The following is a 16,751-nucleotide window of genomic DNA, read 5'->3' as shown; positions in this document are numbered from 1 at the left end:
AAGTAGGTAATTGTTAAACCAGACAGGCTGTCTCAGCCCTTGAGACAGCGTCTGAGAATTGAGACAGCGATTCGGGGGAACCGGGTGATGCCTGAAAAATCAGGCAATCGACAGATATTTGTGTGTCTGAATTGACAGGCGCCAGTTCCGTGCAATACAGGTCTGAATGCACAACTCAGTGGCTCGGGGTTTCTGGCTGATCGGTTGCAGCGCAATCGTAACATCTTCTTTCAGACTGACGCCTGCCAGCAGCGCATCAAGCTGGTCTATGTCTTTTTGGGTACCGACCGGGTGTTTGATTTCATTGGCACGTTCGAGTGCTGACACAAGGACCGGCAGTTTCCCTTTCATATTGATCTTCGGTGAAACGGTGACCCAGGTTGCCTCAGTGGCGAGAACATCATAGGTGCCGCTGGTTTCAATCTGACAGCGGAATCCATGGTCTTCCAGGGCTTCAGTTAACGGGCGCAGGTCGTACAGACAAGGTTCTCCGCCGGTGATCACCACATGCCGGGCGGTGTAGCCCTGATCTTTGAGGACCTGCACAATGCCGCCGGCATCCAGTGCGGTCCAGGTCGGCGCGTCTTCTTTTTTAGCGATCATGGTCTGCACGTTCACTTCGTCCTGAGGCTCGGCACTCCAGGTCTGCTTGGTATCACACCAGGCACAGCCAACCGGGCAGACCTGTAAACGGACAAAAATGGCCGGCACACCAGTGAAAACACCTTCTCCCTGAATGGTTTCAAAGATTTCATTGATTTTGTACACGACGACCTCAAAACATCTGACTAATTAACGTGAAAACGGGCAGTTTCAGGTACCCTGAACGCTGAAGGGCGCGTATTATGTCAAAACCTGAACGGATTGTCTCCATTCCCATTGTATTTGAAGCAGCACAGTGACAACGGCAGAGATGGGCTGAAAAGGTATACGTTTGTCGTGACTGGGCTCACGCCCTTGGCATAAGTCGCTTCACAATTAGTTCGCACTGTAAAAAAATTCCATACTCTTCATACCTATATATTGTCAGAGGAAGTCCGCGCATGTATGTCGCTCAGCCCGGTCACATCGATCACATCAAAAGAAATAATGCCGGCAGCGTCTACAAACTCATCGATCAGTACGGCCCGATTTCCCGGATTGAACTGTCGAAGAAAAGTCAGTTGGCGCCCGCCAGTATCACCAAAATTACCCGTGAGCTGTTTGATGGCCACCTGATCAAAGAAGCTGAAATTCTGGAATCCGGCAGCCGGGGGCGCCCGGCAATCGGTCTGGTCCCGGATAATGATGGCTGGCAGTTTCTGGGCATCCGGCTGGGTCGCGGTTATCTGACGATTGCTCTGCACGAGCAGGGCGGCGATATTCTGTTCGAAGAGAGACAGGACATCGCGGAGCTGAAACAGGATGATGTCCTGAATAAGCTGCTGTCTGAGATTGATTCATTCTTTGCCCGGCATGCCAAGTTACTGGATCGGATCACCGCCATTGCTGTTTCTCTGCCGGGGCTGGTGAATTCGGAAAAAGGACTGGTGTTGCAGATGCCTCATTACGAGGTAAAAGACCTGCCGCTGGGACCTGCCATTCATGAGGCCACGGGACTGCCGGTCTTCATCGGTAACGACACCCGTTCCTGGGCATTGGCGGAGCAGTTATTTGGCAATGCGAATGATGTGGCAAACTCGATTCTGATTTCAGTACATCACGGCGTCGGGGCAGGCATTATCCTTGATAATCAGGTGCTTCAGGGCCGGATCGGTAATATTGGTGAGCTTGGTCATATCCAGATTAAACCGGATGGATTGCCTTGCCATTGCGGGAATAAAGGATGTCTGGAAACCGTCGCCAGTTTGCAGGCGGTGAGAGATCAGGTTAAAACCGGGTTAACGCTGGGTGAAGCTTCTGTGCTCTATGGGCAGGCGCTGACCATCGAAAATATCTGTGAGGCGGCAGTGCAGGGGGATCCGCTGGCGTTCCGGGTCATCACCGAACTGGGTTTCAACCTTGGCCGGGCAATTGCCATTATGGTGAACTTGTTTAATCCGGAGAAGATCCTGATTGGCGGAGAGTTCAATCAGGCGAAAAGTGTTCTGTATCCGGCGATTATGGAATGTGTGAAGAGTCAGTCCCTGCCGGTTTATAACCAGGATCTGCGGATTGAAGAAACCAGTTTTTACACCCAGGCCACCATGCCGGCTGCGGCTCTGGTGAAGCAGGCAATGTATGACGGACATCTGTTACTGAAACTGATCGAGGAAGGATAAACTTTTCCTGACACGAATCATGCAGCGCAGCCACTGCTTATTTCGATAGCGATGGCTGCGTTTTTTATTGGGTTCAGCCAGACTTAGAGAAGGAACATGGCTTGGAGGTCAAAGACATGAAACGGATTCGGGTTTTTTATGACGGTTCCTGCCCAAGCTGTGTGCGGGACAGGGCATGGTATGAATCCTGGCTCAGCCGTCATCCGGAACTGGTGGAGTGGTATGACATCACCGGCCAGGATGAAGCACTGAAAGCGCTGGGCATATCTCCGGAAAAAGCGTTACGGGAATTGCATGTACAGGATCAGCAGGGGATTGTTCACCGGGAAATGGATGCCTACATGCTGTTACTGAATCAGGTATGGTGGCTCCGGCCGGTTGCATTTCTGATGGGACTGCCGGGGATCCGTCATCTGTTATCGGCTATCTATCGCCGTATGGTCGATCAGCGACTGGCCCGTGAGGGCCGTGGCTGAAATCGTCAGAGATCTTCGTGTCTGAGTTCTTCGTCGATGACATTATGCAGGAATGACAAAGCCGCACGGTGATCATTCCGGCTCATAAACCATTGCTTTTGGTTGGTTTCCAGGGGCAGAATTTCCAGCCAGCGCTGGCAGACCCAGGCCATGTTGGCGAAATCCGGATCCGGGTAGTTCTCCGCATAGTCCGGATATTCCTCAAACAGGGCTTCCAGGCTGTTGGCGATGTGGCGATCAATAAACCGTGCGCTGCTGGGGGCCCAGTTTTTGATCAAGCTGACTTCGCCAAATCTCAGGCCGTCTTTTTCCTGCCAGTGATTGTTAATCACGAATTTCTCTACCCCTTTTATGGTGATGCCGAGCAACCCGTCAGGTAATTGTTCGAAATCGGTGATTTCGACCCGCGTTCCGAAATGGCAAAGTGAATCACCATCTTTCATGCACAGGCCGAAACCATTTCCTGAGGACATCGCAAGCGTCACTAACCGGGTATAGCGAGGTTCGAAAATCCGCAGCTTACTGACACCTCCCGGTAATACATAAAGCCGGAGCGGGAAAAGGGGTAACTGCATAATACTTAGCCTTTATGACGTCAACTTTGATAGGGCTGTCTGTCTTTCTGGACGGGATGTCTTCAGAATTACGGGTTTCAGCCCTGATTTGGCTCTTTTTATGAGTATATCTGTTCAAAGGTGATGCCTTGTCTGTTTTTCGATATTACTGCAGCGATTGCAAAATAGCGAAAACCAGTTTCTCAAGCTGCTGATTATCAATTACAAAAGGCGGCATGATGTAGATAAGTCTGCCAAACGGGCGAATCCAGACACCATTGTCTACAAAACTTTTCTGAATCCGGACCATATCCACCGGCTCATATAATTCAACGACACCGATGGCACCCAGCCAGCGGACGGCTTTGACTTTCTCAGACTGGCCGACCCGGGGCAGTAATTGCGACAGCTGTTGTTCAATCCCGCTGACCTGATGCTGCCAGTCACCCGTTTCCAGCAATGACAGGCTGGCGTTGGCAACGGCGCAGGCCAGCGGATTGCCCATGAAGGTCGGGCCATGCATAAAGCAACCGGCTTCACCGCTGCACACCGTATCTGCAACCTGCTTGGTGGTTAGTGTTGCCGCCAGTGTCATGTAACCGCCGGTCAGAGCCTTCCCGACACACATAATGTCCGGGCTGATCCCGGCATGTTCGCAAGCAAAGAGCTTTCCGGTACGGCCAAAGCCAGTCGCGATTTCGTCGACAATCAGTAAGACACCGAAGTCATCACACAACTCGCGGACACGGCGCAGATAAGTCGGGTGATAAATACGCATCCCTCCGGCGCCCTGAACGACAGGTTCCAGAATGATTGCGGCAATATCCTGATGATGTGCTTCGAGTTTAGCGGCTAAGTCGGAGATATCGTTTTCGTTCCATGCCTCATGGAAACCCGTTTCGGGTGATTCGGCAAAAATGTGCTCCGGCAGGAAACCTTTATAAAGGCTGTGCATTGAATTATCCGGATCGGTCACCGACATCGCCGCGAAGGTATCTCCGTGATAGCCGTGTTTCAGGGTGAGGAATTTTGCCCGGCGCTCACCTTTGGCATGCCAGTACTGCAGGGCCATTTTCAGGGCGACTTCCACAGAAACAGAACCGGAATCGGCCAGAAAGACCTGCTGCAACGGCGCCGGTGACAGTTCGACCAGTTTCCGGCACAGCTCAACCGCAGGCTGATGCGTGATGCCGCCGAACATGACATGCGACATCTTGTCGAGCTGATCTTTGGCGGCCTGATTCAGGACCGGGTGATTGTAACCGTGAATTGCTGCCCACCAGGAAGACATACCGTCAATGAGTTGGCGGCCGTCTTCCAGATACAAATGGACGCCTTCCGCGTGGCTGACCGGATAGCAGGGCAAAGGGGTCAGGGTGGAGGTGTAGGGATGCCAGACATGCTGGCGATCGTACTCAAGATCCGTCTCCGAAGCTGAAAACTGGTTGGAGGTGTTTTGTTTTGTGTTGATATTTTGCACAGATGTAAACCTTGTGTTTTCTTTATGGTTGACAGTGTACTTGCTCAAAGTAGACTTGCAAACATTGAAACCCGTTGAATCCGTGCGGTTATCACTGCAATTCTCCGGGCCATAAGAACAACGAAAGAGGTTTACACGTGGAAGTGAGACACGATTGGAGCATTGCGGAAGTTCAGGCGCTGTTTGAAAAGCCATTCATGGATCTGGTGTTTGAAGCACAGCAGGTTCACCGTCAGTACCATGAACCCAACAAAGTGCAGGTCAGTACCCTGCTGTCGATTAAAACCGGTGCCTGCCCTGAAGACTGCAAGTACTGTCCGCAAAGCGCGCACTATCGTACTGATGTCGATCGTGAACGCCTGATGGAAGTTGAGCAGGTACTGGATGCTGCGCAGAAAGCGAAAAGCTCCGGCGCCACGCGTTTTTGTATGGGAGCGGCCTGGAAAAACCCGAAAGAGCGCGATATGCCTTATCTGCTGGATATGGTGCGTAGCGTGAAGGCCATGGGGCTGGAAACCTGCATGACGCTGGGCATGATCACCGGCGACCAGGCCAACACACTGGCTGAAGCCGGGCTCGACTACTACAACCACAACCTGGATACTTCGGCGGAGTATTACGGCAACATCATCACCACCCGTACTTATCAAGACCGTCTCGACACGTTGTCTCATGTCCGTGATGCGGGCATGAAGATTTGTTCCGGCGGTATTATCGGGATGGGCGAAAGTGCCCGTGACCGCGCTGGTCTGCTGGCTGAACTGGCCAATCTGCCGGTTCACCCGGAAAGTGTGCCAATCAACATGCTGGTGAAAGTGAAAGGCACACCGCTGGAGAATGTGGACGATGTGGATCCGCTCGATTTTGTCCGCATTATTGCTGTCGCGCGGATCATGATGCCAAAGTCTGCCGTGCGTCTTTCGGCTGGCCGTGAAGGTATGAGTGAAGAAACTCAGGCCCTTTGCTTTATGGCGGGAGCCAACTCTGTTTTCTACGGTTGTAAGCTGCTGACCACGCCGAACCCGGAAGAAGACAAAGACATGCAGCTGTTCAGAAAACTGGGGATTAACCGCCAGGAAAAAGCAGCGAAGCCGGATGAAGTACAGGCACAGGAACTGTTAGGTCAGGTCGCTCAGCGCGTTGCTTCGCGTCCGGCTGCCGGTGATCTCTTCTACGATGCCTCTTAAGTCTCGTATCACTCAGGCCCTGAACCTGCGACAGGCGCAGGGCTTGTATCGCCAGCGGAAGATCCTGACAAGACAGGCGTCTTCAGTCCGGTGGACGGACTGCACACAACCCAGCGTGAACTTTTCCAGTAATGATTACCTCGGTCTGGCACAAGACCCGGCATTGATCGCAGCCTGGCAACAGGGACTGTCCAAGTATGGTGCCGGCAGTGGCGCTTCACCGCTGGTGACCGGACATCATACACCGCATCAGGCGCTGGAAACCCGGCTGGCTGAATGGCTGGGTTTTGAAAGGGCCCTGCTGTTCAGCACAGGTTTCAGTGCCAATCAGGCTGTACTGTTTGCATTGCTCGAGAAAGGGGATTTCCTGATTCAGGATAAGCTGAATCATGCTTCTTTGATGGAAGCCGGCATGCTGTCTCCGGCGAACATGCGCCGATTTGCCCACAATGATGTGATTGCACTGCATAAAATGCTGACTGCAAACACGAATGAAGCATCTGCCCGGCTGGTGGTGACTGAAGGTGTGTTCAGTATGGATGGTGATCAGGCACCGCTGGCCGATATTTCAGCGCTTTGTCAAGCCAGCCAGAGCTGGTTCATGGTCGATGATGCGCACGGGTGCGGCATTCTCGGTGATGAAGGACGCGGCAGCTGTCAGCAAGCCGGTATTCAGCCGGACATCTTGATTGTGACCTTTGGGAAAGCCTTCGGGATGCAGGGGGCAGCCGTGCTTTGCAGCCAGGAGGTTGCCGAATACCTGATTCAGTTTGCCCGTCACTATATTTACTCGACAGCGATGCCACCTGCGCAGGCGCATGCACTGTGTACGGCTTGCGATCTGGTACAGGCTGGCGACTGGCGCCGGGAAAAATTGCTGGCTTTGGGCGCCATTCTGGAAGAAACCCTGCTGCCGGAAGTCGGGCTGGTCTCGACTGCAACGCCAATCAAACCGGTCCTGATGGGCAGTAGTGAGCGGGCGCTCACTTTATCCGCTTCACTGGCAGAAAAAGGTTTTTGGGTGTCGGCGATACGCCCGCCAACAGTGCCGGTCAATCAGGCCCGGCTGAGAATTACACTGACAGCCAGGCATGATGAAGATCAGGTCAGAGAATTCGCGACACAATTGAATGCGTCTTTTGAAGAGGTACAGGATGCAGCAAATCCGTCAGAACAGCCGGGTTGAACCTTTGAATCCGGTGAACCCGTCTGCGGAAAAACAGGCGATTGCAGCCAGTTTCGGTAAGGCGGCCAGACAATATGATCAGTCTGCGGCATTTCAGCGACTGGTCGGTCATCGGTTGCTGGAACAACTGCCGGTCTTTGCTCACGCCAGTCACTGGCTGGATGTCGGATGCGGAACCGGTTATTTCACCCGGCAGTTACAGGCATTGCAGTACCAGACGACGGCGGTTGATCTGTCTTCTCAAATGCTGGAACAGGCTCAGGCACGTTGCCAGGGGCTGGGGGAGTTCCGGCATGCCGATGCGGAAGCATTACCCTTTGCGGACAATACGTTTGACGCAGCTTTCTCCAGCCTGGCGTTACAGTGGTGCCGTGATCTCACTGTGCCTTTGCAAGAACTGAAGCGCGTGGTGAAACCCGGTGGCGTGATTGGTTTTACAACCCTGGCGGAAGGTTCTCTGTCAGAGCTGCAGCATTCCTGGCAGGCAGTTGATCAGGGGCTGCATGTCAATCAGTACGAAAGTGAATCTGTGCTGATTCAGGCGGTTGAACGGGCCGGATTTACGGATTTTCAGCTGGCTGTGGCGCCTGTGGTGATGCATTACGACAGCGCAATGGCACTGATGAAAGATTTGAAAGGCATCGGAGCGACGCATCTATCACAGCATCGCCGTCAAGGCTTGTTCGGACGCACGACGCTGAATTTAATAGAGCAGGCCTATGCCAAATTTCGTGACCATACAGGTCAATTACCAGCCACATATCAGGTTTGTTTTGGAGTCTTGAACAATGACTAGTGCTTTCTTTGTGACAGGAACAGATACCGACGCCGGAAAAACGGTGGTGACGCGAACATTGATCGCTGCCGGGGTGAAGTCTGGTTACCGGACGGCTGGTTTTAAGCCTGTTGCATCAGGCAGTACATTAACCGTGTACGGCATGAGAAACAGTGATGCGCTGTACTTACAGGCTGCTTCCAAACCGGAGTTAGCGTATGAAGAGGTGAATCCATTTACCTTTGAACCGCCGATTGCACCACACATTGCAGCGAAACAGGCTGGTGTGGCGATTTCTCCGGACAATTTATCTGACGGTTTGCACCGTCTGAAAGAGAAATCGGATCTGGTGTTTGTCGAAGGCGCGGGCGGCTGGCGGGTTCCGTTGTCTGAGACCACAAAATTCTCGGATTGGGTGAAGCAGGAAAATCTGCCGGTGATTCTGGTGGTCGGCGTCAAGCTGGGATGTCTGAATCATGCGATGCTGACAGCGGAAGCCATTGAACGAGATGGATTGACGCTGGTGGGCTGGATCGCGAATCTGGTTGATCCGGAGACCAGCTGTTATGACGAGAATCTGAAGTATCTGGAAGCAATGCTGCCTGCACCCAAGCTGGGTGAGATCCCGCATCTGCCCGATATTGCAAAAAGAGATTTAACCGAATATCTGAATCTGGACCTATTGGGTTTCCCTGCATCCGCAACCTTGTGAAATAAAGCCGCCCGTCAGGCGGCTTTATTATTCAGGCACAATGATATGCCCTGTATTTGTCAGCCTTGTTTTTTGCGGACCAGTTTCGGCAGGCAGTACCAGGCCGAGGCGGCAAGAATCAGGCTGTAACCCAGAAGTTCAACTCCTTCTTCAGCCAGATTTTTCACTTCCCGGACGTAGTTATCCTGCATGGCGGTTTGCCAGAGTTCGCTCATTCCGAACAAACGTGAGAAAACCATCAGGGTGGCCATACCGCCAATCATCAGTCCAAAACTGGCATGCTTGCTGTATTTAGACAGAGGTGTTTGCGTACTTTGCGGATGCTGATAGGCGTAGGCAATGCCTGCGACTGCAACCAAGACCGCCGGTACCTTCCAGAAACCATGCCGAATCAGGTCAAAGACGCCATCCAGTTCCCGAATCAGCAGAACCATGAAAAATGCAGCAACCAGGAGTGCAAATCCACGGATGTCACTTTTTTTGACGGCAACTGCTGCAAAGAGACCGCTGCTGAGTGCGAGATATAGTTCCTGAGCGTATTCAACAAGGGAGTCTTCACCGAGGTTGCCGCTAAATTGCAAAATCTCAATCTGAATGATGAAAGCCGCCACCGCCGTGATCACGGCAACCGCCATAAAGAGCGCGATTGTGATCAGGAGCGGACGTGTGTTGGTCTGCGATTGTGCACTATCCAGAGTGTGCGAATAGAGCTTTTTCATAGTTTACCTGTACAGTGTTCAAAATAATTTTTGGGATAAGTATCACACAATCACTCTGAATGGAAACTGTATTTACATCATTATGGCGTAAAAATGACAAAGCCTCCGGAAAGGAGGCTTTGGATCTAGCACTTAATACAGGAATTAGTTTGCGTTCAGTCCCGAGAGCGGGGCAATGGCTTCGGCAGGTTGCGAAGCAGCAGGATCGATACCGAGTTCAGCGCAGGCTTCTTCTGCAGTCATGCCAAGGTGACAGCGCAGGATATCAATTGCAACTTGGTAATTTTCATGGTCAGCCATCTTGCCTCCTTTCAGATACTGAGCGAAATCATATACCTCATGACAATAGTGAATGGCACCCTTTTAAACAATACGACCAAAGTCTAAGACGTTCGCGGGTCAGGATGAAAAACCAGGGTCCGCAGCGACTTACGAAAAGTAACAATTTCCCGCTTTCGCTTGTTTTCAGATTAAACGACCATACTATAAATAACGTTATACCCAAGTCTCTGAGGTCACTTGGGTATATCACTGATACGTGAATGTCTTAAAGCGTATAAGTAACTGACATTTTGACCTTTGTTGGAGATAAAAAGGTATGAAACGAATTGCCTTGTTCCTGGCGACGAACCTGGCCGTCATGTTTGTGTTCAGTATTGTGCTCAATATTGTGTACGCAGTCACAGACTTGCAACCGGGCAGCCTGAATGGCTTGCTGGTGATGGCTGTGTTGTTTGGTTTTGGTGGTTCCCTGATTTCCCTTTTCATGTCGAAATCGATGGCTCTGCGTTCGGTTGGCGGCATGGTGATTGAACATCCGCGCAATGAATCGGAATACTGGCTGGTAGAAACCGTTGCACGGCAGGCCAAACAGGCTGGCATCGGCATGCCGACCGTGGCGATTTATGATTCACCCGACATCAATGCTTTCGCTACGGGTGCTAAACGTGATGATTCGCTGGTCGCAGTATCAACAGGTTTACTGCACAGCATGTCGCCTGATGAAGCAGAAGCGGTGCTGGCACATGAAGTCAGCCATATTGCCAATGGCGACATGGTAACCATGACGTTGCTTCAGGGGGTGGTGAACACCTTCGTTATTTTCATTTCTCGGATTATTGCGGGTGCCGTCAGCGGCATGAACAATAACAACGAAGAGGGTGAAGGCGGCAGCTTCATGACTTATTTCATTGTCTCCACCATCATGGAAGTGCTGTTTGGTTTCCTCGCGAGCATCATTACCATGTGGTATAGCCGCCATCGTGAATTCAAGGCGGATGCAGGTTCAGCCCGTATGGTTGGCAAAGAGAAAATGATTGCCGCGCTGGAGCGACTGAAAGTCAGTCAGGAGTCACATCTGGAAGGCTCAATGATGGCCTTTGGGATTAACGGCCGCAAATCACTGTCCGAACTGTTTATGACCCACCCGCCGCTGGAAAAGCGCATTGACGCGCTGCGTCGTGGTGAACATCTGTAACGGATGGAATGAAGCCCCGGTTAACCGGGGCTTTTTTTATTTGGGCAGAATACGATAAAGATTGCCGCTGTCAGTCGCAAAATACAGATAGCCTTCTTTGCTCTGAACCAGAGAGCGGATCCTTTCTCCTATCTCTTCAAACAATCTTTCCTCTTTCACTGGTTTGCCTTTTGAATCCAGAACGATCCGGTTCAGATGCTGTAACACCAGTGCGCCTGCAAACAGATTTCCCTTCCAGCCGGGAAACGCCTCGCCCTGATAGAGCAACAGACTGCCGGGGGCGATGGACGGAATATACACTTTGACCGGCGATTCAATCCCGGGCTTTTCTCTGGCTTCACCGACTGCCAGCGGGCCCCAGTATTCTTTTCCATGGGAGGTAATCGGCCAGCCGTAATTACGGCCCGGCAGGATCAGGTTGATTTCGTCACCGCCGCGCGGACCATGTTCAATTTCCCACAAACGCTGATTGGCTGTGTCGTATGCCAGCCCTTGCGGATTGCGATGGCCGTAACTCCAGATTTCAGCAGACGCATCCTTTCTGCCTGTAAACGGGTTATCTTCCGGCACACTGCCGTCCAGATTCAGCCGGATGACAGTGGCTGCGTGGTTGGTCAGGTCCTGCCCGTTGGGGCGGTGACCCCGGTCGCCGACAGAGAAGAAAACGTGGCCCCGGCCGTCAAAAGCGATCCGGCTGCCAAAGTGCCGGTTGGTGTCACTGAGTGAGCGGGTGACTTTCAAATCCTGCCACTGAGTGAGCCTTTGCCCGGACAGTCTGGCACGGGCCAGCGTCGTGACACCACCTCCCTGAACGGGCTTGGTGTAGGTGAAATAGAGCCACTCTTTTGCTGCCGGATCCGGCGACAGCTGTACATCCAGCAGGCCACCCTGACCGCGGGCGTACACTTCCGGAAGACCACTGACAGCTTTTCTCTGGCCGGAACGGACATCCAGCAGCACGGCTTTGCCTTCCCTGAGTGTGACCAGCAGCGTGTTGTCATCAATGAAAGTCATTCCCCAGGGGATCGGCAGGCCATCGGCGATTTGTTCGATCTGATATGCCATGCCTTCACTGCTTCCCTTGGCTTTCAGCCCGAAAGCCAGAGCCGGCAGGCTGAACAGGGTCCAGAGGAGGATTGTGGTGACTGCGAAGGTGAAGGGATACGATTTCATTGCATCATCCTTTTCTGTGTTGCATCCATTTTGCTGCCCGGTTTTAAGTGAGCTGCGATGATCTCAGCCAGCTGCCCGATACCTGTATGCCAGCGTTTGTTGTCTTCAAAAGCGGCATAACTCAGCCTGAGGCAATGGCAATAGTTTTCCAGCGTACTGAACATCGTGCCGGGCAAAATGCTGATACCGGCCAGATGCGCCTGCTGATAAAGCATATCGCTGTCTGCCTGCTCAGGGAGTGTCAGCCAGCACAGAAATCCGCCATCGGCCAGATTGAGATGATAGCGACCGGTCAGCCATGGATAGCGATCGAGTGCAGTACAAAGTAACTGGCTGAACCGGCGTTGATTTTGATGATAAAAGCGCCGGATTTTACCCAGATGGGTCCGGTACTTACCGGTTTTCAGAAATTCAGCCACTGCCGACTGCATCAGGTTCAGGCTTCCCATATTGTCTGCCAGCAGGCGTTTTTCGATCTGTGGCTGGTACCGTCCGGCGAGCAGCCAGCCGATGCGCAGGCGGGAATCCAGCGTCTTCGATAAAGAATTACAGTAAATCACCCGATGGCTGTCATCCATGCTGTACAAAGTCGGTGGCCGACCGGTGTAGGCCAGATCGCCAAACACATCATCTTCAATAATCGGAATCCCTTGGGTCATGGCGAGTAATTGTTGCCGGGCAGCGAGCGGCATGACAGAGCCGGTCGGGTTATTAAAACTCGGGTTGAGCAGTATGGCTGCAATCGGCCATTGTTGTAATGCCTGTGACAGCCGGTGCAAATCCATACCGGATTGCAGGCTGGAGGGGATTTCCACCACTTTCAGACCCAGTGATTCCAGCAACAGTAAGTTACCGAAATAACAGGGCGATTCGATGACGACTGTATCCCCCGGGGATGTCAGGGCCTGCAGCGCCATACTGATCCCTTGCTGTGCACCGTGAGTGATTAATATTTCACTGGCGGAGGCTGTGATGCCATGCCATTGATTCACGGTCACCAGTTGTTTTCTCAGCTGCTCGTCTCCCGGGGGTAACAGATAATGGCTGGGAACGTGAGTCTGATAGCGGCTGTGACGACCAATTTCAGCATACAGCGAGGTGATGGCCGGAAAGTGGGTGTTCGGATGCGCACTCCCGGTTGGAAGCAACGCGGGGGACAGGGAGTCTTGTAACACCGTCCGGCTCAGGGATAACAAATCGACAAAACCCGGCGTTTGAATCGGCTGAGTTTCCAGACGCGGACATTCGGTCACGATATACCCCGAACGCGGATGCGCTTCGATTTTCAGGCTCGCTTCAAGTTCCTGATAGGCCCGGATGACCGTATTTTTACTGACGCCTAACTGTCCGCTTAATTGCCGGATGGAAGGGAGCTTATCTCCGGCCTGATAAACGCCCTGCTCAAGACGTAATTCAAGCTCTGCAATGACCTGCTGATATTTGGTGTCTGATCGCTGATGACTGGCTTCCACGCGCTTATCTGTACCCTGATAAATTTATAAAACTGTCACTACTAACTGTGTCTGTACCCAAATAGAGTAGTGAAATATGATGGATTCCGCCAGACAGAGGTGCGCGTGGCCCGATTGATTCCTTTTATTTTTGTATTGCTGTGGAGTACCGGCTTTATCGGTGCCCGTTTTGGTTTGCCCTATGCGGAACCTGCAACCTTCCTGTTCGTCCGGATGCTGGCAAATATCGCCATTTTCGCTGTGCTGGCCTTGTTTCTGAAGTCTTCACTGCCGACAGGCAAAGCCCGGTTCCATTGCTTCATGACAGGGATGCTGATTCACGGACTGTACCTGGGCGGGACTTACTACGGGATTTACCTCGGGATGCCTGCGGGTTTGTGTGCGTTGCTGGTCGGGTTACAACCGGTGTTAACGGCAATCATACTGATGCTTCTGGGGCAGGAACGTCTGGTGCTGTCGCAATGGCTGGGGTTGTGTCTGGGAATTCTGGGTATTTCCTTGGTTTTACAGGGCAATATGAGCTGGCAGCAGGACTCGCATCAACTGGCGGCTTATGCCTGTGCCGGATTGGCCTTGCTGGGGATCACGCTGGGCACACTGTACCAGAAGCGCTATTGCAGTCAGGTCGATTTAGTCGGCGGTTCGCTTTATCAGTACATGATGGCGGCTATGGTGTTTGCACCAGTAATGCTCACTGCCGAAACCATGCAGATAGAATGGAACCTCACGTTTTCTCTGACACTGGCCTGGCTGGTGTTGGGTGTTTCGGTCACCGCTGTCTGGCTGCTGCTTTATATGGTGAAGCACGGGGAAGCTTCAAAAGTCGCGTCGACGTTTTATCTGGTGCCGCCGGTCACTGCGCTGGAAGCCTGGCTGGTGTTCAATGAAACCTTTGATGCATTCAGCGCGCTGGGTTTTTTGCTGGCAGCCATGGCGGTTTATTTGGTGATGCGAAAACCCAAAAGCAAATTCACACCGGAAAAAGCCCTGGCATCTGCCCGGTGAGGGGCTGGGAGAGGTGCAAGAAGAAGCTCGTTTCTGATGAAAACCACAGCAAATTGGTATGGGTTGTATCAGATTGGCGATCATCTGCGCAGTCAGTTCAGTGGGGTATTTACAACATCGAATCGGCTGGGTATTATGCGCACCACTTACGGAGAGATGGCTGAGTGGTTGAAAGCACCGGTCTTGAAAACCGGCATACGTTAATAGCGTATCTAGGGTTCAAATCCCTATCTCTCCGCCACATTTAAAAAAACCGCTGAACTCTCAGCGGTTTTTTTTCATCTGAACCTTGGCACGATAGAGATAGAGTGAAGAAGCCTAGTGAGGGTTCAGCCGAGCAAAGCGAGACCACGTTGCCTTTAGGCAACGCCCGCAGGGGCGCGGATCGACGAGCACTGATTTCTTACATCAGTCAGGTCAATGTGTAACAACTTAAGCCACCGTTTTGGGTGGCTTATCGTTAAGAATTAATCGTTTAATTCTTTATTTTTTCTCTCATTCTGAGCTGAATTAACTTCTCAAAGTTTGCTCCAAAAACCAGTCCTAAAGCAAAGGTCATAAGAGATACTTCTAATCTGGAGTTAAGAAATAGTATGACCAATAAATAAACTAAAGCTGTGATCGTAATGAGGAAAAGGCACTGTTTTTTTGAAGTCCTTTGCCAGTCGTTTAATATTTTATCATCATGCCACTTTAATAATCTTCTGAAAATCATTTGATTTCCTTGTTTGATCAACCCAAGTACAGCCTCGTCGGTTAAGAAAGGCGATAGATTGTAAACTAGATTTCATCGTTTGCGGATCAGTGTTATCAATAGAGTATAATTTAGGTGTTTGATTGTTTCTCCAGTAGCTATCATTCGGTTGAGCGGCAGTAATTGGTATTGCTTCATCAACCTGATGAAATGGATAATTTAATTTGACTTTTAATCTAGACAATAAACTTATCCGTTGTATGGTGTAATATTTAGAAATGTTGTGAACAATACCAAAAGTATTTACTGCTGAAATCAAACCTAAGAGGATATCATTTCTTACTTGTTTTGGCGTTTCAACTGCAATAGCAAGACTGCAAAGTTCAGCAACAAGTACATCTTTTTCTATCTCATTTTGGAAATGAAAATAATTTTCGCATGGTAATTTTTGGTTTCTAAGGTGAATGCATAAATTTCCCACAACCTCGCTGTTTAACATCGCTATAACTGATGCTGAATGATCATCTGATAGCGATTTTGTCCCCCAGGCCCTTTGATAGACACGTTTTGCTAATCTATGACCAATTTGGTATTCTTCTTGATCATAATTTGAGGTGATAAATTTTAATTTCATGATTGAAACGATTTTTCGGTAAGTCTGTAATACATTGTGTGAATAAAGTTCATATTGTCGATAATTTCATTAAAATCTTTTTCTGTGTGTACAATACGATCAAATAGTTCAATATTGTCAATGGCATGGCCTTGATCTACAAGATAGTGGTAGTAAATGAATTTATGATCTTTGGGTGTGGTGTTTAAGCACTTATTCAATACATTTAATAAACCATATGATTCAGTCGCAATGAGGAGCTCCAAATAAAATGAGTACCCCAAAAATCCAATAGCGGGTAAGCGAGTTAGGCGATCATGTTGTGACCAGACGATTGCTTTTGTTTCAGGAAAAACATCATAAAGTGGGTCGATATCATTTTTTACACCAAGAGATATAATATCCTGTAGTGCCCATAATTCATGTCCCTCCTCTTCATCAATACCATGCTCGATTAATTTTGTGAATTTATTCCCATGGCTGTTTGTGTCTTGGAGCTTTTCTTCGTTGAGTAAAGCTGTGAACATGTGTTCAAAACGGGTTGTGTAACTTGTGTGATACCATCCTTGAATAAAGTAATTTGATAAGGATTCCGTGTTAACTTTTCCAGATAACGAGAGCTGATTTACTAGACTTACATATTCTTGATGCAAAGATGTTGCATGTTCAATGATTCTTTTAGTGAAACCTGAAGAGTTATGCATTTTTTGTTTAAGTTTTAGTGTTTCTTCCTCAATTTGTTTTTCGGAAAGATTATCTAATATTGATGTTAGCTTATTTAATTTTCCTACCGTTTCCTCTTCGTGATGAAGGACAGATAAAATGTCAAATTTTGATTGGATTTCGTCATAAGATTGAATAGACATGATTAGTGCTCCTTGTGAATTTAAGAACATCTTATGTTTGCCGGCACGCCAAAGAACTTTCCTGTCATATTTTCTGGAATTCTGTCGGAACCCAATTGAAA

General features: G+C 50.3%; 17 protein-coding genes and 1 tRNA gene. 9 read left to right on the top strand and 9 right to left on the bottom strand.

Annotated elements, in window-relative coordinates; genetic code table 11:
* Positions 1-99: 99 nt before the first annotated feature.
* Positions 100-768 (bottom strand): 7-carboxy-7-deazaguanine synthase QueE, encoded by a 669-nt coding sequence (gene queE, locus SPK40_RS05930; RefSeq protein ID WP_248139613.1) that lies wholly within the window; start codon positions 766-768, stop codon positions 100-102.
* A gap of 275 nt (positions 769-1,043) precedes the next feature.
* Here queE and mlc point away from each other — a divergent pair, with 275 nt between their 5' ends.
* Both mlc and SPK40_RS05920 read left to right on the top strand, forming a co-directional pair.
* Positions 1,044-2,261, top strand: coding sequence for a sugar metabolism global transcriptional regulator Mlc (gene mlc / locus SPK40_RS05925; protein ID WP_248139614.1), 1,218 nt, complete (start codon positions 1,044-1,046; stop codon positions 2,259-2,261).
* A 101-nt stretch (positions 2,262-2,362) separates the two neighbouring features.
* Positions 2,363-2,737 carry a thiol-disulfide oxidoreductase DCC family protein gene (locus SPK40_RS05920; RefSeq protein ID WP_330959745.1) on the top strand — a complete coding sequence of 125 codons (375 nt, stop codon included), beginning with the start codon at positions 2,363-2,365 and terminating at the stop codon, positions 2,735-2,737.
* 5 nt (positions 2,738-2,742) lie between these two features.
* Here SPK40_RS05920 and SPK40_RS05915 read toward each other — a convergent pair whose 3' ends face one another.
* On the bottom strand, positions 2,743-3,312 hold the full coding sequence (locus tag SPK40_RS05915; RefSeq protein WP_248139617.1) for an LON peptidase substrate-binding domain-containing protein: 570 nt from the start codon (positions 3,310-3,312) through the stop codon (positions 2,743-2,745).
* Positions 3,313-3,457: 145 nt separating this feature from the next.
* On the bottom strand, positions 3,458-4,762 hold the full coding sequence (gene bioA / locus SPK40_RS05910) for an adenosylmethionine--8-amino-7-oxononanoate transaminase (protein WP_330959863.1): 1,305 nt from the start codon (positions 4,760-4,762) through the stop codon (positions 3,458-3,460).
* Positions 4,763-4,908: 146 nt separating this feature from the next.
* On the opposite strand from bioA, the gene bioB reads away from it, so the two are divergent.
* The 4 genes from bioB to bioD are packed head-to-tail and all read left to right on the top strand — an operon-like array spanning position 4,909 to position 8,631.
* The gene (bioB, locus tag SPK40_RS05905) at positions 4,909-5,958 is read left to right on the top strand and encodes a biotin synthase BioB (protein WP_330959744.1); all 1,050 of its coding nucleotides are present in this window, start codon (positions 4,909-4,911) and stop codon (positions 5,956-5,958) included.
* Positions 5,948-7,144 carry an 8-amino-7-oxononanoate synthase gene (gene bioF, locus SPK40_RS05900; protein ID WP_330959743.1) on the top strand — a complete coding sequence of 399 codons (1,197 nt, stop codon included), beginning with the start codon at positions 5,948-5,950 and terminating at the stop codon, positions 7,142-7,144. The genes bioB and bioF overlap by 11 nt, the downstream gene beginning before the upstream one ends.
* Entirely contained in the window at positions 7,113-7,940 is an 828-nt protein-coding gene (gene bioC / locus SPK40_RS05895) for a malonyl-ACP O-methyltransferase BioC (RefSeq protein ID WP_248139624.1), read from the top strand. The genes bioF and bioC overlap by 32 nt, the downstream gene beginning before the upstream one ends.
* The gene (bioD, locus tag SPK40_RS05890) at positions 7,933-8,631 is read left to right on the top strand and encodes a dethiobiotin synthase (protein WP_330959742.1); all 699 of its coding nucleotides are present in this window, start codon (positions 7,933-7,935) and stop codon (positions 8,629-8,631) included. The genes bioC and bioD overlap by 8 nt, the downstream gene beginning before the upstream one ends.
* 59 nt (positions 8,632-8,690) lie before the next feature.
* Here bioD and SPK40_RS05885 read toward each other — a convergent pair whose 3' ends face one another.
* Together SPK40_RS05885 and SPK40_RS05880 are read right to left on the bottom strand one after the other, a co-directional pair.
* Complete coding sequence (locus tag SPK40_RS05885) at positions 8,691-9,350, bottom strand: hypothetical protein (protein ID WP_330959741.1); 660 nt, start codon at positions 9,348-9,350, stop codon at positions 8,691-8,693.
* 144 nt (positions 9,351-9,494) lie between these two features.
* Positions 9,495-9,650 carry a hypothetical protein gene (locus SPK40_RS05880; protein ID WP_248139630.1) on the bottom strand — a complete coding sequence of 52 codons (156 nt, stop codon included), beginning with the start codon at positions 9,648-9,650 and terminating at the stop codon, positions 9,495-9,497.
* Positions 9,651-9,948: 298 nt separating this feature from the next.
* Between SPK40_RS05880 and htpX the strand changes: the two genes are divergently transcribed.
* Positions 9,949-10,827: a protease HtpX gene (gene htpX, locus SPK40_RS05875; RefSeq protein ID WP_248139632.1), complete on the top strand. Its 879-nt coding sequence runs from the start codon at positions 9,949-9,951 to the stop codon at positions 10,825-10,827.
* Positions 10,828-10,863: 36 nt separating this feature from the next.
* Here the strand turns inward: htpX and SPK40_RS05870 are convergent, their stop codons facing one another.
* The gene (locus SPK40_RS05870) at positions 10,864-12,000 is read right to left on the bottom strand and encodes a PQQ-dependent sugar dehydrogenase (RefSeq protein ID WP_330959740.1); all 1,137 of its coding nucleotides are present in this window, start codon (positions 11,998-12,000) and stop codon (positions 10,864-10,866) included.
* Positions 11,997-13,472 carry an aminotransferase-like domain-containing protein gene (locus SPK40_RS05865; RefSeq protein ID WP_330959739.1) on the bottom strand — a complete coding sequence of 492 codons (1,476 nt, stop codon included), beginning with the start codon at positions 13,470-13,472 and terminating at the stop codon, positions 11,997-11,999. Before SPK40_RS05865 ends, SPK40_RS05870 begins: the two co-directional genes overlap by 4 nt.
* A gap of 105 nt (positions 13,473-13,577) precedes the next feature.
* Between SPK40_RS05865 and SPK40_RS05860 the strand changes: the two genes are divergently transcribed.
* Together SPK40_RS05860 and SPK40_RS05855 are read left to right on the top strand one after the other, a co-directional pair.
* Entirely contained in the window at positions 13,578-14,477 is a 900-nt protein-coding gene (locus SPK40_RS05860; protein WP_330959738.1) for a DMT family transporter, read from the top strand.
* Positions 14,478-14,627: 150 nt separating this feature from the next.
* Positions 14,628-14,718 (top strand) — tRNA-Ser (locus tag SPK40_RS05855).
* A gap of 442 nt (positions 14,719-15,160) precedes the next feature.
* Here SPK40_RS05855 and SPK40_RS05850 read toward each other — a convergent pair.
* Both SPK40_RS05850 and SPK40_RS05845 read right to left on the bottom strand, forming a co-directional pair.
* Complete coding sequence (locus SPK40_RS05850) at positions 15,161-15,805, bottom strand: hypothetical protein (RefSeq protein ID WP_248139639.1); 645 nt, start codon at positions 15,803-15,805, stop codon at positions 15,161-15,163.
* Positions 15,802-16,650: an iron-containing redox enzyme family protein gene (locus tag SPK40_RS05845; RefSeq protein ID WP_248139641.1), complete on the bottom strand. Its 849-nt coding sequence runs from the start codon at positions 16,648-16,650 to the stop codon at positions 15,802-15,804. The genes SPK40_RS05850 and SPK40_RS05845 overlap by 4 nt, the downstream gene beginning before the upstream one ends.
* Positions 16,651-16,751: the final 101 nt, after the last annotated feature.

The organism is Photobacterium sp. 53610, from assembly GCF_036409375.1.
Lineage (GTDB): Bacteria > Pseudomonadota > Gammaproteobacteria > Enterobacterales > Vibrionaceae > Photobacterium.
This window is presented reverse-complemented; position numbering and strand designations above follow the sequence as displayed.